Consider the following 25,336-nt stretch of genomic DNA (forward strand, 5'->3'; position numbering starts at 1 on the left):
GCTCTCATTGGCAGCTAGGTTTTCTGTAACGAGTGCGGCGGCTTACCCAAGTGCGCCCGCCGAAGGATTGTGATCGAGCGGACTATGGCGACGGAAACAGAAGCGGATTATTGGACCGAGAACGATATTGCGATTGTGGGCATGGCGGCGCATTTGCCAGGCTCTGCAACGCTTGAGGACTATTGGACCAATCTGCGGGACGGGGTGGAATGTATCACCCCGCTGAGCGAAGAGGCGCTGCTGGAGGCAGGGGAAAGCCCGTCGCGCCTGCGCCACAAGAACTATGTGCGCGCGGCGGCGATTCTGGAGGATTTCGAAAAATTTGATGCGGAGTTCTTTGGCCTCAGCCCCAAAGAAGCCGCAATCATGGACCCGCAGCATCGCCAGTTTCTGGAAGTCAGCTGGGAAGCGCTGGAAATCGCCGGTCACATGCCTGAACGGTTTGAAGGCGACATTGGCGTCTTTGGCGGCTGCGGCATGGGCAGCTATTTCTATTTCAATGTCTGCAGCAACCCGGAGCTGGTGGACAGCACCGGCATGTTCCTGCTGCGCCATACCGGCAACGACAAGGATTTCCTCTCGACCCGGCTGAGCCATATTCTGGATCTGAAGGGCCCCAGCCTGTCGGTGCAGACTGCATGTTCCACCTCGCTGGTTGCCGCGCATTACGCCTGTCAGGCGCTTTTGAATGGCGAATGTGACATGGCGCTGGCGGGCGGCGTCACGATCGAGTTGCCGCACAAGCGCGGCTATATCTTTGAAGAGGGGGAAATCCTCTCGCCCGACGGTCACTGCCACGCCTTTGATCACCGCGCTCAGGGCACGGTCTTTGGCAGCGGCGCGGGCGTTGTCGTGCTGCGCCGCATGGCGGATGCTTTGGCGGATGGCGATCATATCTGGGGCGTCATTCGCGGCTCTGCGGTCAATAACGACGGCTCGGCCAAGGCGGGTTATCTGGCCCCGTCTGTGGATGGGCAAGCCGCCGCAATTGCCGACGCGCAGGCCATGGCGGATGTCACCGCTGATACCATCGATTATGTCGAATGCCACGGCACCGGCACCTATCTGGGCGACCCGATTGAGGTGGCAGCCCTGACCGAAGCTTTCCGCGAGACCACCGATGCGCGCGGCTATTGCCGCATCGGATCGGTCAAAACCAACATCGGCCATTTGGACACCGCCGCCGGGGCGGCCAGCCTGATCAAAACCGCGCTGTCGCTGCATCACAAACAGATGCCGCCGTCGCTTGGGTTTGAGGCCCCGAACCCGGCGATTGATTTTGAAAGCAGCCCGTTTGAGGTCAACGCTGCCTTGCAGCCCTGGGAGAGTCATAAGGGGCCGCGCCGTGCGGGCGTTAATTCGCTCGGCGTCGGGGGCACCAACGCCCATGTGATTGTCCAAGAGGCCCCACAGCGCCCGGCGTCCGAGCCTTCGGATTGGCCCTATCACCTGTTGACCATATCCGGACGCAACGCGAAGGCGCTGGACGCCAATTGCGCCGCGCTCGCTGCGCATCTGCGCGCCCATCCTGATCAGGATCTGGCGGATGTCGCCTATACGTTGCAAAAAGGCCGCCGCGCGTTTGAAAAGCGCCGCATTGTTGTGGCGCGCGATCACGCGGAGGCGGCGACGCTTCTAGACGAAAAGACCGAGCGCCGCGTTTTCACCCATACCGCAGATCATGCCGACCCTGAGGTCGTGTTCATGTTCCCCGGCGGCGGCGCGCAATATGCCCGCATGGCGCAGGACCTTTATGAAACCGAGCCGGTGTTTCAGGATTGGATGGACCGCGGGCTGGATATCCTGCAGGCCAAGGTCAGCCATGATGTGCGCGCGCTTTGGCTTGCCGAAGGGATGGATCTGACAGCCGCTGATGAACAGCTAAAACAGCCCTCGCTGCAACTGCCGCTGATCATGATTGTCGAATATGCGCTGGCGCAGCTCTGGATGAGTTGGGGTGTAACGCCTGCGGTGCTGATGGGCCATTCCATGGGCGAAAACACTGCCGCCTGTCTGGCCGGAGTCATGAGCTTTGAGGACTGCATCGGGCTGGTTCTTTTGCGCGGTCAACTGTTTGACACGGTGCCTGCGGGCGGCATGCTCAGCGTACCGCTGGCGCTGGATGCGCTTCACCCCTATCTGGATGATGATCTTGATATTGCTGCGGAAAATGCAGCCGATTTGACGGTGGTTTCTGGCCCCGATGCTACGCTTCAGGCACTGGCGGAGCGTTTGGCGGCGGATGAGATTGAGGCGCAGCGTATCGCCATCGATATTGCCGCCCATTCGCGCATGCTGGAGCCGATCCTGGCAAAATTCGAGGCCTATCTGCGCCAGATCACCCTGAGCGCGCCAAACCTGCCGATTATGTCGAACCGCAGCGGTCAACTGCTGAGCGACGCCGAGGCGATGGACCCGATGTATTGGGTGGGCCATCTGCGCGGCACCGTGCGCTTTGCCGCCTGCGTTGAGACCTGCGCTGCCAAACCGGGCCGCATCTTTCTTGAGGTTGGCCCGGGCAAAGCGCTCAACTCGCTGGCGCGGATGAACCGGCAGGTCGGCGCGGGGCGCACCCTGTCCAGCCTGCGCCATCCGCAGGAAGAGATTGAGGATGATCTGTATTTCATGCAGGTGCTGGGACAGCTCTGGGCCTGTGGCGCTGGATTTGACTGGGCACAAATCTGGGGCGAGGCGCGGCGCAATCGCGTGATCCTGCCGACCTATCAGTTTCAGCGCAGTTCCTATTTCATTGCACCCGGCAGTCACGCCAGTACCGCGACAGAGGCGCTGTTGCGTCAGGAAAACATGGCCGATTGGGGCTATCGTAGCGCTTGGATGCCGCGCGCGGCAGAGTGTGACGTTGATCTGGCCGAGGACCTGACACTGGCGGTGCCGCACACTTGGCTGATTTTTCTGGATGACGCTGGCCTGGGCACGGCGCTGACAGGCAAGCTGCGCGCTGCCGGGCAGACCGTAATTACCGTGGCGGCGGGTGACGCTTATGATCGCGTCAGCGAGGATCACTATCTTCTGGCCCCAGAGCGCGGCCGCGAAGGGTATGACCAGCTGTTGGCCGACCTGATCGCCCTTGGCCGTGCGCCGGACCGGATTGTGCATCTCTGGCTGCTGACGGCGAGCGCAAGCCATCGCCCGGGCAGCAGTTTCTTTCATCGCAATCTTGAGCAGGGGTTTTACAGCCTGATGTTCCTTGGCCAAGCCATGGTATCGGAAAACCTTGCGCGGCCTATTCAGTTGACAGCCGTCACCAATGGTGCGGCGCAACTGCGACAGGAGGGGCTGCCGCAGCCGGAAAAAGCCACCATCCGAGGCCCGCTGGGCGTGATGCCGCGTGAGGTGCCCGGCCTGTCGTGCAAAAGCATTGATGTGGATGAGCTGGATGTCGGGGCTTTGCTGCCGCTTTTGACCGAAGATCTGATGGCCCCGCCGGAAACTGCGCAAGTGGCCTATCGCGGCGCGCGCCGCTTTGTCAAAACCAGCAAACCCCTGCCGCTGCCCGCGCAGGCCGCACTAGAATGGCAGGCGGGTGCCACCTATCTGATCACAGGCGGTTTTGGCGGCATCGGCGTGACCGTCGCCCGGGACATGCTGCAGGCTGGGGCCAATGTGGTCCTGCAAACCCGTCGCGCACTGCCCGCGCGCAGCGAGTGGGATAGTATTCTTGAATTTACCGGCAGCACCGATCGTCGCGCGCGTCAGATCGCAATCGTCCGCGAGCTGGAGGCATTGCCCGGCAATCTAAAAATTGTTGTGGCGGATGTGAACAATATCAACGACATGCGCGCCGCCAAAGAGGATATCTTGGCGCAATTTGGCGCGATCACCGGGGTCATCCATGCTGCGGGCGTGATTAATGACGCGCCGATGCTGTCCAAATCTTCCGCCGATGTCGAAGACGTGCTGGCCCCCAAACTGCACGGCACCCTGGTGCTGGACCAGCTGTTTGCCGATGGTGCATTGGACTGGCTGGTGCTCTTTGCCTCGACCTCCACGGTGATCACTCCGGCGGGGCAGGTCGACTACGTCGCCGCAAATGAGTTCCTCAACGCCTATGCCCAAAGCCGTGCCGGTGATCAGACCAAGGTTCTCGCCGTCAATTGGGGGGTGTGGTCTGATGTGGGCATGGCTGCCGAGGCGATTGCCGCCGACACAAGCGCCAAGCCGACCAAGCGACGCCCGGTTGAGGCCCCGACCTTGTCTGACGTGGCGATCGACGCCGATGGCACCCTGACGTTTGAGGCCACGCTTGACGCCGACACCACATGGATGTTGGATCAGCACCGCAGCCTGCTGGGAGAGGCGATCATGCCCGGCACAGGGTATCTGTCGCTGATTTCAGAAGCGATGCAGGTGCTGGATGGCGCGCGGGCCTATGCTGTGCGGGATTTGACTTTTCTACGGGCGCTGCATGTGACTGAGGGCGCGACCCGCGCGCTGCGGCTGAGGCTCACGCCAACCGATGCGGGATATGATCTTGCGGTGCTGGCCGATTATCGTGACGGCTTTGTCGTGCACGCCGAAGGGCGTATTGCCATGTCCGCGATGCCGCAACCGACCGGGTTTGATCTGGCGGCGGTGCGCGCGCGTTGCGATCAAGATGTTGCGCAGGCCAAGCCGGGCGAAACCTTGCGCAGCCCGCAAGAGGCACATCTGCGCTTTGGACCGCATTGGCAGGTGGTGACGCAGACAGCGCTGGGCGCGGGCGAGGGGCTGGCCGAATTGACGCTTCCGGATCATCTGCGCCAAGAGGCAAAAGGCATGGCGCTGCACCCCGGTTTGCTTGATTTGGGCACTGGCTGGGCGATGCAATTGATTGATGGCTATCAGGCCGGAAACCTTTGGGTGCCGGTGCGCTATGACGCGCTGCGTCACTATGGGGCTTTGCCGGCGCAGATCGTCAGTTGGGTGCGATTGGTGGACGGCACTTCAGGCAGCGGCACCGCGCGGTTTGACGTGGTGCTGGCCGACAAAAACGGCTCTGTCTGTGTCGAAGTGCAGGGGCTGACCCTGCGGCGTCTGGCTGGGGGCTTTGCGCTGAATGCCATGCCCGCGCCGAAAGCCTCGGAAATTCTGCGGGACGGGGCCGCGCAACAGGTGCAGCCGCTATCGGCCAATGAACAGCGGCTCCAGCAAACCGTGGCCGAAGGGATCCCGGCGCAGCTGGGCGGCGAAGCGTTGCGGCGTGCCATGGGTCAGATGGGCCAAAGAGGCCAAGGCGCCAAAGGCCTGTCGCAGGTCATTGTCTCGTCGCTTGATCTTGCTGGCCTGTCGGCGCAGCTTGATGCGCTTGGCGCGGATGATCCGGCCCAAAACCAGGGCTTTGAGCGCCCGGATCTGGATTCAGAATTTGTTGCCCCCGCCAATGATATCGAACGCACGCTGGCGCAGTTCTGGCAGGAGCTTCTGGGCATCGACGAGGTGGGCACGCAGGACAGTTTCTTTGATCTGGGCGGGCATTCGCTGGTCGCTGTGCGGCTGTTTTCCATGGTGAAAAAGACCTATCAGATTGATTTTCCAATTTCAGTGCTGTTTGAGGCACCGACCATTGCGCAATGCGCGGCGCTGATTGCGGAGCGTATTGGTCCTGCCGCCGCAAGTGAGAGCCCGCAGCCCGCAGAGACCGCCAAGGCCGAAGTGCCAGAGCGCCGCTATACGCATATCGTGCCGATGCAAGTGGCCGCTGACAGCGAAAAAACCCCGTTTTTCCTGGTGGCGGGCATGTATGGCAATGTGCTGAACCTGCGCCATCTGGCGCATCTGATCGGCGCGGACCGGCCCATTTACGGGCTGCAGGCGCGGGGGTTGTTTGGCGATGCTGCCCCGCATGATGATCTGGCCGAGGCCGCGCGCGATTACCTTGCTGAATTGCGGCAGGTGCAGCCCAAGGGGCCGTATCTGCTGGGCGGGTTTTCAGGCGGTGGCATTACTGCTTATGAAATGGCGCAGCAGTTGACCGAGATGGGCGAAGAGGTTTCGCTTTTGGTGATGCTGGACACGCCATTGCCGCTGCGCCGCCCCCTGTCGCGCGAGGATCGCATTGCCATTCAGATGCAGGAACTCAAAGCGGGCGGGCCGGGCTATCTGGCACGCTGGATCAAGAACCGCGTCGCATGGGAGCTGCAAAAGCGCCGCCGGCCCGAGGCCACCGATGACACGGTGGGCGCGCAGTTCCATAATGCTGAGATCGAAGCCGCGTTTTACCGCGCCTTGCCGAAATATCAGCTGCGTCCCTGGCAGGGGCGGGTGGCGCTTTTCCGTCCGCCGCTTGTCGGTAAATGGCAGGTGGGGCCGGATCGCTGGGTCAACAGCGAGCGCACCTATGTGCTGCCGGACAACGACTGGGGGCAATATGTGTCCGATCTGGTGGTGAGCGAAGTGCCCGGGGATCATGACAGTATGGTGCTGGAGCCGAACGTGCGGGTCTTGGCCGCGCAGATCCAAAAAGAAATTGAACGCGCCGAGGCGCGCCACCAGGTGGTGGTGCCCTTTCGCCCGGCTGCGGAGTAAGCCATGACCGATAGCACCGTTTGGACGGTTATTCTGAATTATCGCACCGCCGAAATGACGCTGCAGGCGGCTGAGGCCGCATATGCAGATATGGCCAATATCCCGGGCAAGATTGTCATTGTCGACAACGACAGTGGCGACGGCTCGTTTGAGGCGCTTCAGGCAGGCGTTGCGGCCAAGGGCTGGCCACAGACGCGCATTGAGGTGCTGCAATCGGGCCGCAATGGCGGTTTTGGCGCGGGCAATAATTTTGGCATTCGCCATGGTTTTGCCTGTGGGATTGACGGCGCACTGCCAGATTACTTTTTCATTCTGAATTCAGATGCCTTTCCGCAAACCGGCGCGATCAATGCCCTGCGCCAGCATCTGGATCAGCATCCCAACACCGGCTTTGCGGGGAGTTATATCCACGGGCCGGATTATGCGCCGCACCTGACGGCTTTCCGTTTTCCCTCCATAAGCGGAGAGCTGGAAGGCGCGGCGCGTCTGGGGCCAATCAGCCGCCTCTTGAAACATGCGATTGTTCCGTTGCCGGTGCCCGCGCAGACCTGCCGCGTGGATTGGCTGGCCGGGGCGTCAATGATGATGCGGCGGCAGACGCTGGAAGAGATTGGCCTGTTTGATGAGGCCTATTTTCTGTATTTCGAAGAGACGGATCTGTGCCTGCGTGCGCAACGCGCCGGGTGGTCGACCGATTATGTGCGCGAAAGTGAAGTGATGCATATCGGCTCTGTCTCAACCGGCATGAAAAGCTGGCAGCGCATTCCGGGCTTCTGGCTGGATAGCCGGTGGCACTATTTCCGGCGCAACCATGGGTATGGCTATGCGATTGCCGCGACGCTGGCGCATTTGACTGGCGGGGCCATCGCGCGTTTGCGCGGTTTTGTGCAACGAAGAACCACAGAGCAGCCCAAATATTTCCTCATTGATATGGCATATCATGCGGCAAAGGCGGCGATTGGGCGCGACAATCGACGTCAGAGAAAAATTGATTATCCCAAGGGTTTAAGGCCTTTGCACGGAGAGTAGGCAATGAATATCGAGCGTCCATCCGGACAGGCACCGCAGCGTGCACTGATGATTGGCAATGAATCGCTTCTGATCGAATGCGCCAAGATTTGGCGCGCCGCAGGCCACGATATCGCCATGATCCTGACCCGGAACGACGCCATCGCTGCTTGGGCCAAGGCCGAAGGCTTGCCCTGTCAGCACCACGACGGCGCGCTATCGGCGCTGACGGTGAAAGCCGAGTATGACTGGCTCCTAAGCATTGCCAATTTGCAGATTATCCCAGAACGGATGCTGCGCGCGGCCCAACGCGGCGCGGTGAATTTCCATGATGGCCCGCTGCCTGATTACGCCGGTCTCAATGCGCCGGTCTGGGCGCGGCTGAACGGCGAATACCGCCACGGCATCAGCTGGCACATGATCGAAAACGGCATCGACGAGGGCGACATCCTTGTTCAGCGCCTGTTTGACATCCGCGAAAGCGATACCGCGCTCACGCTGAACACCAAAAGCTTTGGCGCAGCGCTCGACAGTTTCCCGGACGTGGTTGCAGCCCTTTCTACCGCAACGCTCCCGCGTCAGCCTCAGGATCTGAGCAAACGGCGCTATTTCGCGCGTGATCAGCGGCCTGAGGCCTTCGGGCGTCTCAGTTTTGACGGCACATCTTCCGAGATCATCAACATGGTGCGCGCGCTGGATCACGGCGATTATTTCAATCCGCTGACGTGCCCCAAAATATCACTTAATGGCGTCATCGCCTGCGTGGGTGCGGCGGAGATTGCGAGCGGTCAGGGGCAGCCCGGTCAGATCCTTGATGTGACAGAGGCGGCGCTGACCGTGGCCACGGCTGACGGGGCCGTCACGCTCAGCGGCCTCACCGATGCCATGGGCCGCGCGCTGCAGCCTGCAGACATTGCCCAAGCAGGGCAGCCGCTTGCTGCGCCGCAATCACCTGAACGGCTGACCGCAGCGCAGAGCAAAATTGCCCCCCACGAAAGCTTTTGGCGCGATGTCCTTGCCGGGTTCGTGCCCGCGAAATTGCCGCTGATCGCAACATCCGATGAGGCCGCTGATTTCGCGAGCCTGCCAGTTGATCTCCCAGAGGGCATGAGTGTCGCGGCGCGCTTGGCCGCCATTGCCCTGCTGGCCGAAACCAGCGGTAGCGAGGCCCCCGCGCATCTGGCGCTGGTGGCTGAGGGCATGACCCATGCGGCGGGTTATGTGGCACCTTGGGTGCCCTTCGCGCTGCGCCCCTCTGAAGACACGCCGCTCTCCGCAGTGGTTCAATCGGCAGAAGATCAGTTTGCCAGGCTTTGCGCCAAGGACAGCTATGCGCTGGACCTTGTGGCGCGCGCGCCTGATATCGCCCCGATCACAGACCCAGATATCGCCGTCATCTGTGACCCTGATGCCAGCACGCTGGAAACCGTGCCGCTGAATCTGGTGATGACCGAGGCCGGGCTGCGGCTGCGCTATGACCAAAACCGCGTGACCGAAGATCACGCCGCGCGCCTGATGGCGCGTCTGGCCTTAATCGCGCGGCAGGTGGCCGATGGCGCACTCCTGCGCAGCGCGTTGGATCCGTTACCTGTTGCTGAGCGCGACGCACTTGTGAACACGGCGAATGAAACCGCCGTTGCGGTGGATCTTGATCAAAGCATGGTGGCCGCCATTGCTGCGCAAGCGGCTGAAACCCCAGACAAAACAGCCGTGGTCTTTGCCCATGGCACGCTGACCTATGCGGAGCTTGAGGCCCGCGCCACCCGCACAGCCGCCGCGCTGATTGCGCGCGGCGTTCAAAAAGGCGACATCATTGGCGTGCATTGCAAACGCTCACTTGATCTTGTGGTGGCCTGCCTTGCGGTGATGAAAGCAGGGGCCGCCTATCTGCCACTCGATCCGAGCTTTCCTGCCGACCGCATCGCGCTTTACATAGAAGACAGCGCCACGCAGCTGATTATCACCCAATCGACGATTTCAGCTGAGCTGCCGGATACGGCCGCGCAGCTGCTGGAGATCGATGTCGATGCCAGCTGCCAAGATACCAGCCCCGGTGCGCGTGCGGATCTGCCGGCTGTGTCGGGCCGTGATCTCGCTTATATGATCTATACTTCCGGCTCTACCGGGCGCCCCAAAGGGGTCATGGTCGAGCATGGCAATGTCGCCAATTTCTTTGCCGGGATGGATGCGCGCATTCCGCCGGCGGATGATCCGGTTTGGCTGGCTGTTACCAGCCTTTCGTTTGATATTTCGGTGTTGGAGCTGTTTTACACGCTGTCACGCGGCTACAAGCTGGTGCTCAGTGGTGATGAAAGCGCCACACAGATTTCCAACGGCCCGGTCGGCAGCGGCGGAACGCCGATGGATTTCAGCCTCTATTACTGGGGCAATGACGATGGGGCGGGATCCGGTAAATATCGGCTGCTGCTGGAGGGGGCGAAATTTGCCGATGACAACGGATTTTGCGCGATCTGGACGCCTGAGCGGCATTTCCACGCCTTTGGTGGCCCCTATCCGAACCCCTCTGTAACCGGCGCAGCCGTGGCCGGGATGACGCGCAATATTGGCGTGCGGGCAGGCAGCTGCGTTGCGCCGCTGCATCATACGGCGCGCATTGCCGAAGAATGGGCCGTCATTGACAATCTGACCAATGGCAAGGCAGGGCTGGCGATTGCCAGCGGCTGGCAGCCGGATGACTTTGTCCTGCGCCCCGAAAACACGCCGCCCGCCAATAAACCGGCGATGTTTGAGCAGATCAAGGATCTGCGCAAACTCTGGCGCGGTGAAGCGGTCGAATTCGCCCGCCAGGATGGCAGCATGATGCCTGTGATCACTCAGCCCCGGCCCGTGTCCGAACAGCCTGATCTGTGGGTGACAACCGCAGGCAACCCGGAAACCTGGCGCGAAGCGGGCCGCAATGGCACCCATGTTCTGACCCACCTTCTGGGACAGAGTATCGGTGAAGTAGCTGAAAAGATTGCGTTATACCATGATGCACTGCGCGAAGCGGGGCATGACCCAAAGGCCTTTAAGGTCACGCTGATGCTGCATAGTTTTGTCGGCGCAGACCGCGAAGAAGTGCGCGAGATTGCGCGCGATCCGATGAAAGACTACCTGCGGTCTGCCGCTGGTCTGATCAAGCAATACGCATGGGCCTTCCCCGCCTTCAAGAAACCGGAAGGGGTGAAAAACCCCTTTGAACTCGATCTTGGCAGCCTGAATGACGAGGAACTGGAGGGCATCTTGGATTTTGCCTTCCTGCGCTATTTTGAAGATTCCGGCCTGTTTGGCACGGTGGAGGATTGCGTTGAAAAGGTTGAGGCGCTGAAAAAGATCGGCGTCACCGAAGTGGCCTGCCTGATTGATTACGGCATTGATACCGACGTGGTGCTTGAAGGTTTGAAACCGCTGGCCGAGGTTGTCGCGCGCTGTAACCACGGGGGCGGGGTGCGCAATGATGATGTGTCGATTGCTGGGCAGATCATGCGCCATAAGGCAACGCATCTGCAATGCACCCCCGCGATGGCGCGTATGCTGACGATGGACGAGAATGCCGCTGTCGCACTGGGGCAGATTGACCAGATGTTGATCGGCGGCGAAGCGCTCTCTGGGACGCTTGTGGCTGAAATCAACGCGCTGACGGATGCGAAAATCACCAATATGTACGGGCCAACGGAAACCACGATCTGGTCCTCCACCGCAGTCGCGCAAAGCGCCGACGGTGTCGTGAGCATCGGCACGCCGATTGCCAATACCCAGTTTTATGTGTTGGGCGAGAATATGCAGCCTGTGCCGCTTGGCGTGGCAGGGGAGCTTTATATTGGTGGCGCCGGGGTCACGCGCGGCTATTGGCAGCGCCCGGAGCTGACCGCAGAACGCTTTGTTGATAGCCCGTTTGAGCCCGGCGCGCGGCTGTATCGCACCGGCGATCTGGTGCGGGCGCGTCTGGCAGGTGGGTATGATTTCATCGGGCGCGCCGATTTTCAGGTCAAACTGCGCGGCTATCGCATTGAGCTGGGCGAAATTGAAAGCCGCCTGGAAGAGATGGCCGAGGTGGCTCAGGCGGTGGTTATCGCGCGCGAGGATACGCCTGGCGATGTACGTCTGGTGGCCTACCTGCGCGGCAGCGCCGAGCCGGAGACCATGCGCGCCCATCTGGCGCAGCACATGCCTGATTACATGGTGCCCAGTCACTTTGTGACGCTGCAGGATTTCCCCCTGACGCCAAATAAAAAGGTGGATCGCAAAGCTTTGCCCGCGCCGCAACAGCGCGCGCCGCGTGCGGCCGTTCTAAGTGCTGAAATTAACGTGAATTATGGCGCGCAATCATCTGATATTATGTCGAAAATATCGGAGATATGGTGCGATATTCTTGGGCTGGATTCCGTACATGCGGGGGACAATTTCTTTGACCTTGGCGGCCATAGTCTTTTGGCTGTTCAGGCCCATCGCCTGCTGCGGGACAGCCATGGGTATGACAAGCTGTCGATCACCGACATTTTCCGTTTCCCGGTTCTGTCGGCGCTGGCGGACCGTGTGGCCAGCTTTGGTACGCCGCAGGTGCGCCCCTCCACAAAGCAACCTGCACCCGCGCCAACTGACTCTGTCGCTGGGAAAGGGGGCTCTGCACGACAAGAAATGATGTCAAAACGGCGCGCCCTGCGCGCCCGCCGCCGGGAGAAGAGCCCATGACCATGCCATTGCGCCAATTGTCCATGCTTGAAATGGCGGCCCGCACCATTGTGCCCGCGCGGGTTGCCGTGGCTGTCACCGCCGCCGACCACACGGCGGAGCCTTTGTGGCAGGCCGAAGAGGCCGCCATCGCCGCTGCGCGCCCGGCGCGCCGGGTCGAATTTACCGCAGGCCGGGCTGCGGCGCGCAAGGCGCTGCTGGCATTGGGGCGCGCGCCCTCGGCCATCCCGATGGGGGCGGATCGCGCCCCGGTCTGGCCGCGCGCAATTGTTGGCAGCATCGCCCATGATGACCGCGCCTGTATCGCCGTGGTGGCAGAGCGGGACCGCATGCGCGCCATCGGCATAGATCTGGAACCCGACGCCCCACTGGAAGCAGACCTTTTTGGCGAGATTTGTCGCCCAGAAGAGCTGGCGTGGCTGCGGCAACTGCCGTTTGAGCGCCGGGGCCATGTCGCGCGCCGGTTTTTCAGCGCCAAAGAGGCCATCTATAAATGCCAATATGCGGTCAGCCACGAAATGTTCGATTTTCACGCGCTGTCTTTGGTTTTTGATCATCAGGGGCGATTTGATGCGCGGTTAATGAAAGCGGTGCCGGGCTTTGATCACGGGGCCTTGTTCCGCGGAACGTCCATCAAGGCTGGTGATCAGATCCTGAGCCTGTGCCACATCGGCGAAGGGGTGGATCTGGAAGATGATCACCGCAATTCAGTCATCGGATAACCACATTCCGGTGGCAGAACCCTTAGAAACAAGATTAATGCAAACAGGGTCTTGGCGACAAAACGACCGATTTGCAGAGGAATGAGTAGGCGAATGAACAGGTTGGCGACCCTTGATGAGGTGATCAGCGCGGTATTGCGACATATCGTGCTTTTGGCGGTTGTGGTGGCAATTGGGGTGGTGGCTTCGCTCTTTTATGCGCTCAGCCTGCCGCGCGAATACGAAACCAGCGCGGTGATTCAGATTGAACAGCCACAGGTGCAGGCCCCGAATCTCAGCGGCGTGTCGTCGGTGAATGCGCAGACGCTGCAGCAGCTCCAGATCATCGAGCAACGGGTGATGTCGCGTGACAATCTGTTGGCGATCATCAAAGCCGAAGGGCTGTTTGCGGCCGAGGCGGATTTGACCGACAACCAGAAAGTGGCGGCCCTGCGCCGATCGGCCAGCGTGATCCGCATTTCCGATCCGGCGCTGGCCTGGCGGCCCGACGTGATCCCAACCGCGATGAATATCACCGTTCGCCTGGGCGACCCGGAGGTAGCGACCCGTGTGGCCAACACGCTTGTGGACAATGTGCTGGAAGAAAACCGCAGTCGTCGTGCGCTCCGTGCTAGCGAAACGCTGGCGTTTTTTGAAAGTGAAGAGCAACGCCTGGGCACCGAGATCGAAGCGCTGGAGGCGCGGATTTCTGAATTCAAACGCAACAATGCCGACAGTCTTGATGGCGGATTGGCTGTGCACCGCGAAGAACTGGCGCTGCTGGAGCAGGAAAAATTGGCGGTGGATCGGGAAATCATTCAACTGACCAGCAGCACGCGCGGGACACGCAATTCCGTGGCCCAGAACCGGATCGAGCAGCTGGAAGAGCAGCGGCAGCTGCTGGAAGCGCGCATTGATCGCGTCCGGGTCTTTGTGGAAAGTGCGCCGGAAGCTGAACGCGAACTCAGCGGGCTGGAACGGGCGCTGATGAAGCTGACGGATCAGTATCAGGTCATCACGCGCAACCAGGCGGAGGCCGAAATGGGCGCGATGCTGGAGGCAAGCCAACAAAGCGAAAGCTTCCGCGTGCTCGAACGGGCCGTGGTGCCCGACTACCCGATTGCCCCGAACCGCAAAATGATTGCGCTTATGGGATGTATTTTGTCCGGGCTGGCCGGCCTTGCGTTGATTGCGGTGCTGGAATTGCGCAATCCGGTGATCCGTACAGAGCGGCAATTGGAGCGGCATTTGGCGTTGCGTGCAGTTGCCGTGATCCCCACGGTCCACGTCGCCCATGAGAAAGCGCGCAGCCGTGTCTTCTGGGGGCTGGGCATTGCCTTGGCTGTCGTGGGCTTCGTTCTTGTGGCGGCCTATGTCTCGGCCCGCTAGCGACTCGGGCGCACTTTAAATCAAATTGATTCCATTACAGAAATCAGGCGCCACATTGGCGCCTTTTTTCATGTGCGCGTGCCTTAATTGCGAATCAAATTGTGACCCGCCATAGGGTTAGGTTTCCGCATTATGCACGCATGACGTTTAATTTATTAATGATCCTAGGATTGAGGGGGAATTGGAAACGCCGCTTTTTGGCGAATTATGGACAATCGCAGGTAAGTGTCGGGATTTGTTAAGAAATGGAAAAAATCACCCGGCAAATTGGGCTTAATTTTGGCAATTTCGGATAGGATTTTGCCATACTTTAGAAAATATCGTTTAAAAACAATACGCTAAACCTATGCGTGTATGGTAATTTTCTGGACGATTTTTGCCACATTTGATACTGTTTCTTTGAAAGTTGAATTAGACGCAGATTACGACAGAGACGGAATTCCCGCCCAAACTGAATTTCAGTATCGGGGGCACGATAAGGCGGGAGGACTTCCAGACACCTCAGGGACAAACGCATGCTTTGCATGCGATGGGGCGTTGTTGTCTGCAATCCTGGGAAGGAATTGGGATGGCTTATTTGGATCGGCGCGTGATCGCGCTCGAGACGATTGCAGTGAAAGGATCGGCCCCCGGTCTGTATGCTGCGTTTTTCAAACGTGCCTTTGATCTGGCCTGTGTGGCGCTTCTGGCGTTGCCAGTGGCAGTCGTTGTCGGCTTTCTGGCGCTTTTCGTGGCGCTGGATGGGTATTCGGCGTTTTATCTGCAAAAGCGGATCGGCCGGAATGGCAAAGTGTTTTACATGGTCAAGCTGCGCAGCATGGTCAAAAATGCAGACCTGATACTGGAGGGGCATCTGGCGCGCAACCCAGAGGCGCGCGCTGAATGGGACGAAAAACAAAAGCTGAAGAATGACCCGCGCATCACCAAAGTCGGTAAATTCATCCGCAAGACCTCGCTTGATGAACTGCCGCAGCTTTGGAATGTTCTGATGGGCGATATGTCTTTGGTTGGGCCGCGCCCCATGATGGAAGACCAGAAATCCATCTATCCGGGTGCAGATTATTACAAGCTGCGTCCAGGCATCACCGGGCTGTGGCAGGTGTCAGAACGCAACGAAGCCAGCTTTGCCCAGCGCGCCTTTTACGACAACATGTATTACGACGATCTGGGTTTTGTCAGCGATCTGAAAATCATGCTGCGCACCGTGGCGGTTGTGCTGACCGCAAAAGGGCACTGACCGACCGACGAATTTGTACCCGTAACGAGTGAATTGAGAAGAGCACGCCATGAAAATGGCGTGTTTTCTTTTTAGGGTGACTCTCAAGTAAGATATCGCAGGGCGACTCGGCCCATATCGGTGCATGAGCAGTCAAAGGATCAAAGCGCAGATGCCCAACAGCATTGCCTTTCTGGTGTTGGCCAGTTGGCCCTTGATCATGGTGGGGCTATTCCGCGCCATGCCGCCGGCGCGCGCGCTGATCTGGTCGTTTCTGGGGGCCTATCTGCTGCTGCCACCCAACCCGACCGCTTTTGATTTTCCGCTGATGCCGCCGATCAACAAGTTGACGTTGCCCAATCTGACATCGCTGTTTCTGGTGATCTTCATGCTGCGCATTCAGGTCAAATGGTTGCCGGAGTCGCTCTGGGGCAAGGTGCTGACGCTGGTCTTTGTCTTTAGCCCGCTGTTCACCGTGCTGACAAATTCCGAGCCTGTGCTTTTTGCGACGGGCGGGTTGCGCGGGCTGTATTTCATGGATGTCATTGCCCTTGTGATGACGCAAATGATGTTGTTGATCAGCTTTACCCTGGCGCGGCAATTCCTGACCACCAAAGAAGATATGCGCGATCTGCTCATCGCGCTCTGTATTGCGGGGCTATTCTATTCCTTTCCGATGCTGCTTGAGGTCCGTCTGAGCCCGCAACTTAATGTTTGGATCTATGGCTATTTCCAGCACGCCTTTGATCAGATGATGCGCAACGGCGGCTTCCGCGCCATCGTGTTTCTGAACCACGGTATTTGGGCGGCGATGTTCATCATGATGGCGTTGGCCGCAACCGCGACATTGACGAAATATGCCGAAGGGCGCGCGCGGCTGCTGTTTGGTTGTGCCACGGTCTTTCTGTTCGTGGTTCTGGTCCTGAACAAAACGCTCAGCCCGCTGATCTATGGATTGGTTTTCTTGGCGCTGGTCTTCCTGACCAATTGGCGCATGCATTTGCGCCTTGCACTGTTGCTGGCCTCGCTGACCATTGCCTACCCGCTGATCAAGGGCGTGCAGATGGTTCCCGAGACGCAGATCCTGGCCGCGGCCAGCGCGGTGCACGAAGAGCGGGCGCGCTCGCTCAAGTTCCGATTTGACCAAGAGACGATCCTGCTGGACCGCGCCGCAGAAAAACCGATCTTTGGCTGGGGCACCTGGGGCCGCAACCAAATTCTTGACCCGGTGACAGGACGCATCCAGTCGATCAGCGACGGGCGCTGGATCATCACAATTGGCGTGTTTGGCTGGGTTGGTTTTCTGGCAGAGTTTGGACTTTTGGCGCTGCCGATCTTTCTGCTGGCCTTCGAGGCCGGGCGCGCAAAGAAAACGACGGAGCGCCTCCGGCAACGACATGCGCGCGCGGACATTCCCATTCGCCGCAAAGAGGAGCGGATGGTTTCGGAGCAAGCCGTTTCACCGATGGCCGGCGCGATGGCATTGATTCTGGCGCTGAACATGGTTGATCTGCTGCCCAATGCGACGCTGACACCACTGACATGGATCTTGTCAGGGGCGCTGCTCGGCTATGCAGAGGCGCTGAATGCGCAGGTTTCCGAGCTTGGCGAGCGCGCGCGTTCCATGCGGCGCACAGCGCTCTCAGGCACGCAGATGTTGGCACGCAACGCCCCGGAGTTGCCAAAGCCCCACCGGCGCAAGATCTGATCAGCGTCGCGCCGCGCGGCGTTGCCTGAGCGCGTTTGTCACCTGTGCGGGCAGGATCGCGAAACACAGCATGTAGCGTTTAAACAACCGTTTGGGATTGCTCATCATGCGCCAAAACCATTCAATCGCCAGTGCGCGGGCCCATTTCGGGGCGCGGGTCTGATGTCCGGCCAGAAAATCAAGCCCGGCCCCAATGCTGGCATAGCCAATGCCCGGTGTCAGCTCTCGACCGCGCGCGGCCAACCGTTCCTGTTTGGGCGCTCCCAGCGCCAGAAAACACAGCGCGGCCCCTGAGGATTCGATTTCTTTCAGCGCGGCTGCGGCCTCTGGCCCGTCTGGATCAAACCCGAAGGGTGGGGCAATCATTGCGGCAATCTCAAGCCCCGGTACCGCGCTGCGCATTGTGTCAGCTGCGCCTTTCAGCGCCGCGTCGGTGCTGCCCAGAAAGGCCACGCTTTTTCCTGCGAGCGCGGCCCACCGCGCCAGCGGCAGGCACAGGTCCGAACCGGGCACAAGCTCGATCGGGGTGCCTGCCAATTTGGACAGCCAGACAATTGGCCGCCCATCGGCCACCACCAAATCCTGCGCCTGATACGCCGCATAAAACGCCGGATCCGCATTCATTTTCACCAGGTGGTCAAGGTTGAGCGTTGCGAGGGCAAATCCTTGATCTTGTGCGAATTTTTCCTGAACGCACTGCTGTAGATGCGCGCGCGTGGGCACATTGATCGCAATTTCACCATTTGCGGTTTCAAACGCCATAAAACACTCCCGTCGCTCCGGCACATGGTTTAGCATGCCCGTAGGATAATGCCATCTCGCATGGCGCGGTTATTGCAATGTGCGGCAATTGCCCGACGGGTGACTTAATCTTGTCGAGATTCAGGGCTAGCACGCAGGCGAGACCTCCGTAAAAACGGATGCAGAAGAAGGGCGAGCAGGCCAAGCTATGACAGAAATTGCGATCATCGGCTGCGGTTTCGTGGCGGATCTTTATATGCGGTCGTTTGCGCGATTTCCGCACGTGACCCTGCGCGCGGCTTATGATCGTGACACCGCGCGTCGCGATGCTTTCTGTGCGCATTGGAACATCGCGCCTGCTGACAGCCTAGAGGCGTTGCTGTCTGATCTGCCTGCTGCGGGTTTGGTGCTTAATCTAACCAACCCCGGCAGCCATTATGCGATCAATATGGCCTGCCTTGAGGCGGGCCATCATGTCTATTCGGAAAAACCGCTCGCCATAGCAATGGAAGAGGCGCAGGCCATTACCGCGCTTGCCAGATCGCAGGGGCTGCAGGTTGCGTCCGCGCCTTGCAGCGTGTTGTCTGAGGCCGCGCAAACCATGGGCAAAGCCCTGCGCGATGGTGTGGCTGGCACACCGCGGCTGATCTATGCAGAGCTTGACGATGGGTTTATTCCGCAGGCCCCGTTTGAGAGTTGGCACAGCGAAAGCGGCGCGCCATGGCCCGCGCAGGATGAATTCGAAGTGGGCTGTACCCTGGAACATGCGGGCTATTACCTCAGTTGGTTGATTGCATGGTTCGGCCCGGTAAAAACCGTGGTTGCGGCCGCCGCCGAAGTGCTGCCGGACAAATCCCCCAGTGGGCGGGGCACGCCTGATTTTTCCTGCGCGACGCTGTTTTTTCACGATGGCCCGGTCGTGCGGCTGACATGCTCTATCGTTGCGCCGCATGATCACCAGATCCGCGTGATTGGCGACAAGGGCGTGCTGCGGCTGACCAAAGCCTGGGACAATAGCGCGCCAGTGCGGTTTTACCGCCGCCTGCGCATTCGCCGCCGTTTGCTTGAAAGCCCGCTGGGGCGGCGCATGCGTCTGGCAGGGCCACGCCAGCCCAAGATGGGCCGCTGGGGCGCGGCCTCGATGAATTTCGCGCTGGGTCCTGTGGAGATGCTGGAGGCCATCGCGCAAAATCGCCCCTGCCGGTTGGGGGGGGATTTTGCCTTGCATCTCAATGAAGTCACGCTTGCGATACAGAACGCCGGGTCAGACACCGGCGCGCAAGATATGACAACCACCTGCACCGTGATGGAGCCAATGCCATGGGCGCGCTAAGTCATATTGCGTATCTGACCGGCGAATACCCGCGAGCGACTGATACGTTCATTCAGCGCGAGGTTGCGGCCCTACGCGCTCTGGGCCACGACGTCAGCACCTGTTCCATCCGCCGCACCGGTGCAGCACATCTGGTGGGTGCAGAGCAGCGCGCCGAGGCCGCGCGCACCTTTCACGTTTTGGAAGCAGCCAAGAAACCGCTCCACTTGCTGCGTTGCCATCTGACATATCTGCGGCGCGACCCCCGCCGCTACGGCCGCGCGATGGCGCTGGCCCTGCGCACTGCGCCGGGGGGCCTTAGAGCCTTGGCCTATCAGCTGTTTTACTTTGCCGAGGCGGCGGTTTTGGCAGATCACCTTGAGGCGCAAGGCGTCACCCATCTGCACAACCACATCGCCAAATCCAGTTGCACGGTGGCCATGCTGATGTCAGAGCTGTCGGGCATTCCCTTCAGCTTTACCCTGCACGGGCCAGATATCTTTTTTGCACCGGACCGCTGGGCTTTGGGCGAAAAAGTGGCGCGCGCCCGCTTTGTGGCCTGCATCAGCCATTTCTGCCGCTCACAAGCGATGAGCTTTTCGCCGCCAGAGGCCTGGGAGAAACTGCATATCGTGCATTGCGGGGTGGATCCGGATCGTTATGGCGGCACGCCCGGGGCTGGCGGCAACAAGTTGCTGTTCGTTGGGCGGCTGGCCGCGGTCAAAGGGCTGCCAGTGCTGCTGCAGGCAATGCAGGCTGCACCTGATTTGACGCTGGACATCATTGGCGACGGCCCGGACCGCGCCGCGCTTGAGGCGCAAGCGCAGGGTTTGGGGCTATCTGCGCGCGTGCGCTTTTTGGGCTATAAATCGCAATCAGAGGTGGCTGAGGCCTTGATCGAAAACGATATATTTGTCCTGCCCAGCTTTGCCGAAGGCGTGCCCGTAGTGCTGATGGAGGCAATGGCCGCCGCCCGCCCTGTTGTCACGACCCGCATCGCTGGTGTGCCAGAACTTGTCAAAGATGGTGCCTCCGGTCTTTTGGTGCCGCCCGGCGATATCGCTGCGTTGACCGAAGCGCTTGTGCGCCTTGCTTCCGATCCTGAACGGCAAAAAGCCATGGGGACAGAGGGGCGCGCAAAGATTTTGGCAGAGTTCACCCTGTCCCAAGAAGCAGGCTGGCTGTCGCAGCTCTTTGAAGGCTACGCTGAAGGGCGCGCTTCATTTGCTCTGCGCCCCGCGGAGGACGCGCCATGACGCTTGCCGTGATTGCCATTGGCCGCAACGAAGGCGCAAGGCTTGAGGCCTGTCTTGCCTCTCTGCAGGGGCGCGCCGCGCGCATCATCTATGTCGATTCAGGTTCGGTTGATCAGTCCGTGGCCACAGCCCGCGCGGCCGGTGCAGAGGTGGTGGAGCTGTCGGCTGATCGCCCCTTTACCGCCGCGCGTGCGCGCAGCGCGGGCTATGCGCAGTTGAAAACCGGCGAAATGCCCGATTTTGTGCAATTTATCGATGGTGATTGCCGCGTGGCAGAGGGCTGGCTTGAGGCCGCACAGGCAGCGCTGGCCGCGGATGAACGCTTTGGGTTGGTGACAGGCTGGCGGCGCGAAATTCACCCTGAGGCCAGCATTTACAATGACCTTTGCCATGATGAATGGGACCGGCCCGAAGGCGACATTCTGACCTGCGGCGGCGATATGATGCTGCGCCCGGCGGCCTATGAGGCAGCGGGGGGCTTTGATGCGACGGTGATTGCCGCCGAGGACGATGAATTCTGCGTGCGCTTGCGCGCTGCGGGCTGGAAAATGCGCCGCATTCCGCATGAGATGAGCTTTCATGACGCCGCTATGCTGCGCTTTGGTCAATGGTGGCAACGCGCGGTGCGTTCAGGCCATGGGTTTGCCCAGGTGGGCCATATGCACCCGCCGTATTTTGCCAAAGAAATCAGGCGCGTGCAGATCTACGGGCTGGTGCTTCCGGTGTTGGCCTTGCTGGGGGGGCTATTTGCGCCGCTGCTGTTCTGGGGGGTGCTTGCGCTCTATGGCGTCAACTACCTGCGCACCTACAGAGGGCTGACCGCGCGCGGTATGGCCGCCCCTCGGGCACGGCGCCACAGTGTGTTTCTGACCCTTTCAAAACTTCCCAATGCGCTGGGCCTGCTGCTGTTTCACTGGCGGCGGCTCAAAGGGCATTCCATGCAAATCATCGAGTATAAATGACATGACGATTTCCCCCATTCGTACCGCCATCATCGGCGCGGGTTATATTGCTGACTGGCACGCCGAAGCCTTGAAAATGACACCGGGGGCCGAGCTTGTGGCGGTCTGCGACCTGTCGAGTAGCGCGGCGGACGGCTTTGCCGCCGCTCACGGTGTCGCGGCCTATCACGATCTGGACGCCATGATCGCCGCCGATATTTGCGACGCCGTCCATATCCTGACGCCGCCCAATTCGCATGCAGCGCTTGCCGAAACCTGCCTGCGCGCGGGGCTGCATGTCTTGGTGGAAAAACCCGTTGCTCTCAGCGCCGAAGACACGCGCAAGATCGTGGCTGTGGCCGAAGAGAGCGGCAAGACCTTTGCCGCCGGGCATAATTTTCTGGGCCTGCCAAGCTATCAGCGCCTGAAAGACGCGGTGCGTGCGGGAAAACTGGGCAAGATCACATCGGCGGAAATCAACTGGCACTTCCCGCTTGCGCCGCTGCGCTCTGGCCCGTTTGGCCTGTGGCTGCTGCAAGAGCCGAAGAACCTGTTGCTGGAATTGGGACCGCATCTGTTTGGCTTTGCGGTGGATCTGTTTGGCGCGCCCGAGATTGAATACCTGAGCCTTGGCAAGCCAATTGCTTTGCCGGCTGACACCGACCGCCCGCAAAGCTGGCGCATTCTGGCGCGGGCCGGGGATGTGGATGTGACGCTGAACATTTCACTTGTGGAAACCATGGATGATCGGTCAGTCACGGTGCGAGGGTCCTCTGCGCAGGCACGGCTGGATTATGCGCAGGATACGCTGGTGGTGGCGGCTGAAAACGCCTCTGACATCGTGGTAAATCCGCTGCGCCGCCAACTGTCGCAAAGCGCGCAGGCCCTGCGTGAAGGAGCGGTGAATCTGGCGCGGCAGCTCAGTTCGCTCAACCGGAAATCCGCCTATGGGCTCAGCTTTCAGGGGGCGTTTGCCGCCTTTTATGACTCGCTACAGTCCCAGAATCCGCTGGATGAACGGTTTGATGGCGCAGCGGCAGTGCAAGTGATGCAGGCGATTGACGACACGCTGGCGCTGATGCCCGCGCCGGCGGAAAAACCGCGCCCGCAAAGCAACAAGACACCCAAGCCGAACGTTTTGGTGATCGGTGGCACCGGCTTTATTGGCCGCGCCCTGACGCGCAAATTGGTGGCGCGCGGCCATGACGTGCGCGTGCTGTCGCGGGGCCGGACCGGGCCGTTTGATGATATCGCCGATCATGTCGAATTGTTTTCAGCGCCGCTCACCGACCGGGCCGCTCTGCTGGCGGCGATGGAGGGGATCGAAGCGGTTTATCACCTTGGCAAATCGCTCGACAAAAGCTGGGAGGCCTGCCTGAAAAACGATGTCGGCGTCACCGTTGGCATTGCCGAAGCGGCGCTTGAGGCAGGGGTGAAACGCTTTGTCTATACCGGCACCATCGCCTCTTATGACATGAGCGATCCGGCGGTGACGATCACCGAAAAAACCGGCTTTTCTGATGACATGAGTGACCGCAATCTTTACGCGCGCTCCAAGGCGAAATGCGAACAAGAGCTGGAAATATTACACCACACCAAAGGCTTGCCCTTGGTGATTGCCCGTCCGGGCATTGTCGTGGGGGCGGGCGGGCCATTGCAGCATTGGGGCATTGGCCGCTGGCACGGGGCCGGGGCCGTGCGCATCTGGGGCGATGGCAGCAATATCCTGCCTTTCGTGCTGATCGACGATGTTGCCGAAGCGCTGGTGTTGATGATGGAAAAAGATGCCGCCGTCGGCGAGAGTTTCAACCTCGTGGCCGACCCGATGATGTCAGCACGCGACTATTTCGCGGCCATTCATCAGAACCTCGGCGCGAAAATTGCCGTATCGCCGGGCAATTTGACAGCCTTTTGGCTGGCAGATGCGGTGAAATACGCGCTGAAACGCCACGCTCTGCGGCGCCGCGATGCGATCCGGCCTTCGCGCGCTGATTGGAAATCACGGGCGCATCTGTCGCCCTTTGACAACAGCCACAGCAAATCCTTGCTTGGCTGGACACCAGAAAGCAGCAAAGCCGAGTTCATCCGCAGCGCTATCACCGAAGCGAATTTGCTGGGCTTTTAAATTATCGCCATAATTTGTGCCCAATTGCGGGCTAAACTGCCGGAAACGCGGGAAAACCCGCTCGATACAGGACAGATGCATGACCAATGAAACCCTGCCAAGCGCACAGCGCGCCGACGTCTACATGAACCTCGGGGACGAGGCGCAGGTGCTGTGGGATGAAATGCATGAAATTGATCTGGATCGTGCGCATTTGATGCGCCACCGGATTGTAACGGCGGAAAAATCCAGCCCGGCGCACAAGCGCTTTGACATGCTGCGCACCCGGCTGTTGCTGGCCATGCGCGAACATGGCTGGACGCGCATTGCGGTCTGCGGTGTGACCGAGGGCTGCGGCTCCAGCTTTGTGGCGGCCAATCTGGCGATGTCGGTGGCGCGTATGGAGACGGTGCGTACCATCCTGTTTGACATGCATTTCACCAAGCCCAGCTTGGCTGAGCTGTTTGGCGTGTCAAACCCGGGTCGCCTGTCGGATTACCTGGCGGGTCATATCGCCCCGGAAGAATTTCTGATCCGTGCCGATGAATCCCTGGCGCTGGGGCTGAATGACACCAAAGTGTTGAATTCCTCAGAGCTGATTCAGCAGATGATGACCACGGATGTGCTGTCGGAAATGCAGGACCTGCTGTGCCCGGATATGGTGTTGTTTGACTTGCCCAGCGTGCTGGACAGCGATGATGTGCTGGGCTTTCTGCCCAACGTCGACGGTGTGCTGCTGGTTGTTGGCGGCGGAGAATCCACCCCCGAAGAGGTGCAGCGCGCTGAGGAAATCCTGGGCGAGCGTACGCAGCTGCTCGGCGTGGTGCTGAATAAGGCCGAAGGGCTGTTTGCCTGATCGCAGAGCACGCCAAACGGCGCACCCGTGGATGCGCCGCCGTTTATCTTAAGAATTGGGCCGAATGCGCGCCGCTGACTTATCAGCAAAGGCCGCCAGTCGCGCACGTGCATCTGGCTGCGTATTGACGACGCCGGCCACCACCGCCTCAGCATAAGCGGCATCCAATGCTGACATGTTCTGCATGTGGCTGATGGCGGAGCAGATCGCAAAATTGGTCAGGGGCAGGTTGGCCGCCGCGCGCTCTGCGAGTTCTAGGGCTTTGTCAAAGCTGTCGCCCGCAACGCGATATTGCGCCAGCCCCAGGTCAATGGCTTCCTGCCCCTGATAAACCCGCCCGGTCAGCATCATGTCGATCATGCGCGCCTTTCCGATCAGGTCGGCCACGCGAATGGTGGCCCCGCCGCCGGTAAACAAACCGCGCTGCCCCTCGGGCAGGGCGAAATAGGTGCTTTCATCCGCAACGCGGATATGCGCGGCGCTGGCCAGCTCCAGACCGCCGCCGACAACAGCGCCCTTCAGCGCGGCAATCACCGGCACGCCGCCATATTCCATCTTATTGAAAGCCTCATGCCAGCGCAGGCAAACATGCATGAAATCAGCCGGGCTGCGATCCGCATCATGATGTTCGATCAGGTCGAGCCCGGCGCAGAAATGATCGCCGGCTGCAGTCAGTACGATGGATTTCGCGCCGCTGCGTGGCGCGGCGTCAAACAGTGTCACCAGCTCTTCGATGGTGGCGGCGTTCAGCGCATTTCGCTTCGTGGCTCGGTTGAGCATCACAACCCAAACGCCGCTGTCTTTCTTCTCAATCAGCAGATTCTCAAATTGGTCCGTGTCAAATTCGCGTGGCATGGTGCACTCCTATTTTGTGCTTTCCTGCCAGA

Annotated in this window: 14 protein-coding genes; 12 read left to right on the top strand and 2 right to left on the bottom strand. The window is 60.1% G+C overall.

Annotated elements, in window-relative coordinates; translation table 11 throughout:
* Positions 1 to 84 precede the first annotated feature (84 nt).
* The 7 genes from N6L24_RS00865 (at position 85) to N6L24_RS00895 (ending at position 17,239) form a co-directional block, all read left to right on the top strand.
* On the top strand, positions 85 to 6,525 hold the full coding sequence (locus N6L24_RS00865) for a type I polyketide synthase (RefSeq protein ID WP_271842755.1): 6,441 nt from the start codon (positions 85 to 87) through the stop codon (positions 6,523 to 6,525).
* Between the two features lie 3 nt (positions 6,526 to 6,528).
* Positions 6,529 to 7,554, top strand: a complete 1,026-nt coding sequence (locus tag N6L24_RS00870; protein ID WP_271842756.1) for a glycosyltransferase family 2 protein — start codon at positions 6,529 to 6,531, stop codon at positions 7,552 to 7,554.
* 3 nt (positions 7,555 to 7,557) lie between these two features.
* On the top strand, positions 7,558 to 12,225 hold the full coding sequence (locus tag N6L24_RS00875) for a MupA/Atu3671 family FMN-dependent luciferase-like monooxygenase (protein WP_271842757.1): 4,668 nt from the start codon (positions 7,558 to 7,560) through the stop codon (positions 12,223 to 12,225).
* Positions 12,222 to 12,947, top strand: coding sequence for a 4'-phosphopantetheinyl transferase family protein (locus N6L24_RS00880; protein WP_271842758.1), 726 nt, complete (start codon positions 12,222 to 12,224; stop codon positions 12,945 to 12,947). The genes N6L24_RS00875 and N6L24_RS00880 overlap by 4 nt, the downstream gene beginning before the upstream one ends.
* Before the next feature lie 93 nt (positions 12,948 to 13,040).
* The gene (locus N6L24_RS00885) at positions 13,041 to 14,315 is read left to right on the top strand and encodes a GumC family protein (protein ID WP_271842759.1); all 1,275 of its coding nucleotides are present in this window, start codon (positions 13,041 to 13,043) and stop codon (positions 14,313 to 14,315) included.
* A 568-nt stretch (positions 14,316 to 14,883) separates the two neighbouring features.
* Positions 14,884 to 15,552 (top strand): sugar transferase, encoded by a 669-nt coding sequence (locus N6L24_RS00890; RefSeq protein ID WP_271842760.1) that lies wholly within the window; start codon positions 14,884 to 14,886, stop codon positions 15,550 to 15,552.
* Between the two features lie 151 nt (positions 15,553 to 15,703).
* Positions 15,704 to 17,239, top strand: a complete 1,536-nt coding sequence (locus N6L24_RS00895; protein ID WP_271842761.1) for a hypothetical protein — start codon at positions 15,704 to 15,706, stop codon at positions 17,237 to 17,239.
* Here N6L24_RS00895 and N6L24_RS00900 read toward each other — a convergent pair whose 3' ends face one another.
* On the bottom strand, positions 17,240 to 18,001 hold the full coding sequence (locus N6L24_RS00900; RefSeq protein ID WP_271842762.1) for a WecB/TagA/CpsF family glycosyltransferase: 762 nt from the start codon (positions 17,999 to 18,001) through the stop codon (positions 17,240 to 17,242).
* A gap of 187 nt (positions 18,002 to 18,188) precedes the next feature.
* Here N6L24_RS00900 and N6L24_RS00905 point away from each other — a divergent pair, with 187 nt between their 5' ends.
* From N6L24_RS00905 to N6L24_RS00925, 5 genes are all read left to right on the top strand, one after another.
* Entirely contained in the window at positions 18,189 to 19,313 is a 1,125-nt protein-coding gene (locus tag N6L24_RS00905) for a Gfo/Idh/MocA family protein (protein ID WP_271842763.1), read from the top strand.
* Positions 19,301 to 20,548, top strand: a complete 1,248-nt coding sequence (locus N6L24_RS00910) for a glycosyltransferase family 4 protein (protein ID WP_271842764.1) — start codon at positions 19,301 to 19,303, stop codon at positions 20,546 to 20,548. The genes N6L24_RS00905 and N6L24_RS00910 overlap by 13 nt, the downstream gene beginning before the upstream one ends.
* Complete coding sequence (locus N6L24_RS00915) at positions 20,545 to 21,510, top strand: glycosyltransferase (protein ID WP_271842765.1); 966 nt, start codon at positions 20,545 to 20,547, stop codon at positions 21,508 to 21,510. Before N6L24_RS00910 ends, N6L24_RS00915 begins: the two co-directional genes overlap by 4 nt.
* Before the next feature lies 1 nt (position 21,511).
* The gene (locus tag N6L24_RS00920; protein WP_271842766.1) at positions 21,512 to 23,614 is read left to right on the top strand and encodes an NAD-dependent epimerase/dehydratase family protein; all 2,103 of its coding nucleotides are present in this window, start codon (positions 21,512 to 21,514) and stop codon (positions 23,612 to 23,614) included.
* A 79-nt stretch (positions 23,615 to 23,693) separates the two neighbouring features.
* Entirely contained in the window at positions 23,694 to 24,449 is a 756-nt protein-coding gene (locus tag N6L24_RS00925) for a CpsD/CapB family tyrosine-protein kinase (protein WP_271842767.1), read from the top strand.
* Between the two features lie 48 nt (positions 24,450 to 24,497).
* On the opposite strand, the gene N6L24_RS00930 is transcribed toward N6L24_RS00925, so the two are convergent.
* A complete protein-coding gene (locus N6L24_RS00930; RefSeq protein ID WP_271842768.1) occupies positions 24,498 to 25,304 on the bottom strand; it encodes a crotonase/enoyl-CoA hydratase family protein in 807 nt (268 codons plus the stop codon).
* Between the last annotated feature and the right edge of the window lie 32 nt (positions 25,305 to 25,336).

The organism is Cognatishimia sp. SS12 (assembly GCF_028369055.1).
GTDB lineage: Bacteria > Pseudomonadota > Alphaproteobacteria > Rhodobacterales > Rhodobacteraceae > Cognatishimia.

Excerpts from the sequence above, each read along its gene's own strand:
- N6L24_RS00865 (WP_271842755.1), top strand. The coding sequence starts at position 85 with ATGGCGACGGAAACAGAAGCGGATTATTGGACCGAGAACGATATTGCG.
- N6L24_RS00870 (WP_271842756.1), top strand. The coding sequence starts at position 6,529 with ATGACCGATAGCACCGTTTGGACGGTTATTCTGAATTATCGCACCGCC.
- N6L24_RS00875 (WP_271842757.1), top strand. The coding sequence starts at position 7,558 with ATGAATATCGAGCGTCCATCCGGACAGGCACCGCAGCGTGCACTGATG.
- N6L24_RS00880 (WP_271842758.1), top strand. The coding sequence starts at position 12,222 with ATGACCATGCCATTGCGCCAATTGTCCATGCTTGAAATGGCGGCCCGC.
- N6L24_RS00885 (WP_271842759.1), top strand. The coding sequence starts at position 13,041 with ATGAACAGGTTGGCGACCCTTGATGAGGTGATCAGCGCGGTATTGCGA.
- N6L24_RS00890 (WP_271842760.1), top strand. The coding sequence starts at position 14,884 with ATGGCTTATTTGGATCGGCGCGTGATCGCGCTCGAGACGATTGCAGTG.
- N6L24_RS00895 (WP_271842761.1), top strand. The coding sequence starts at position 15,704 with ATGCCCAACAGCATTGCCTTTCTGGTGTTGGCCAGTTGGCCCTTGATC.
- N6L24_RS00900 (WP_271842762.1), bottom strand. The coding sequence starts at position 18,001 with ATGGCGTTTGAAACCGCAAATGGTGAAATTGCGATCAATGTGCCCACG.
- N6L24_RS00905 (WP_271842763.1), top strand. The coding sequence starts at position 18,189 with ATGACAGAAATTGCGATCATCGGCTGCGGTTTCGTGGCGGATCTTTAT.
- N6L24_RS00910 (WP_271842764.1), top strand. The coding sequence starts at position 19,301 with ATGGGCGCGCTAAGTCATATTGCGTATCTGACCGGCGAATACCCGCGA.
- N6L24_RS00915 (WP_271842765.1), top strand. The coding sequence starts at position 20,545 with ATGACGCTTGCCGTGATTGCCATTGGCCGCAACGAAGGCGCAAGGCTT.
- N6L24_RS00920 (WP_271842766.1), top strand. The coding sequence starts at position 21,512 with ATGACGATTTCCCCCATTCGTACCGCCATCATCGGCGCGGGTTATATT.
- N6L24_RS00925 (WP_271842767.1), top strand. The coding sequence starts at position 23,694 with ATGACCAATGAAACCCTGCCAAGCGCACAGCGCGCCGACGTCTACATG.
- N6L24_RS00930 (WP_271842768.1), bottom strand. The coding sequence starts at position 25,304 with ATGCCACGCGAATTTGACACGGACCAATTTGAGAATCTGCTGATTGAG.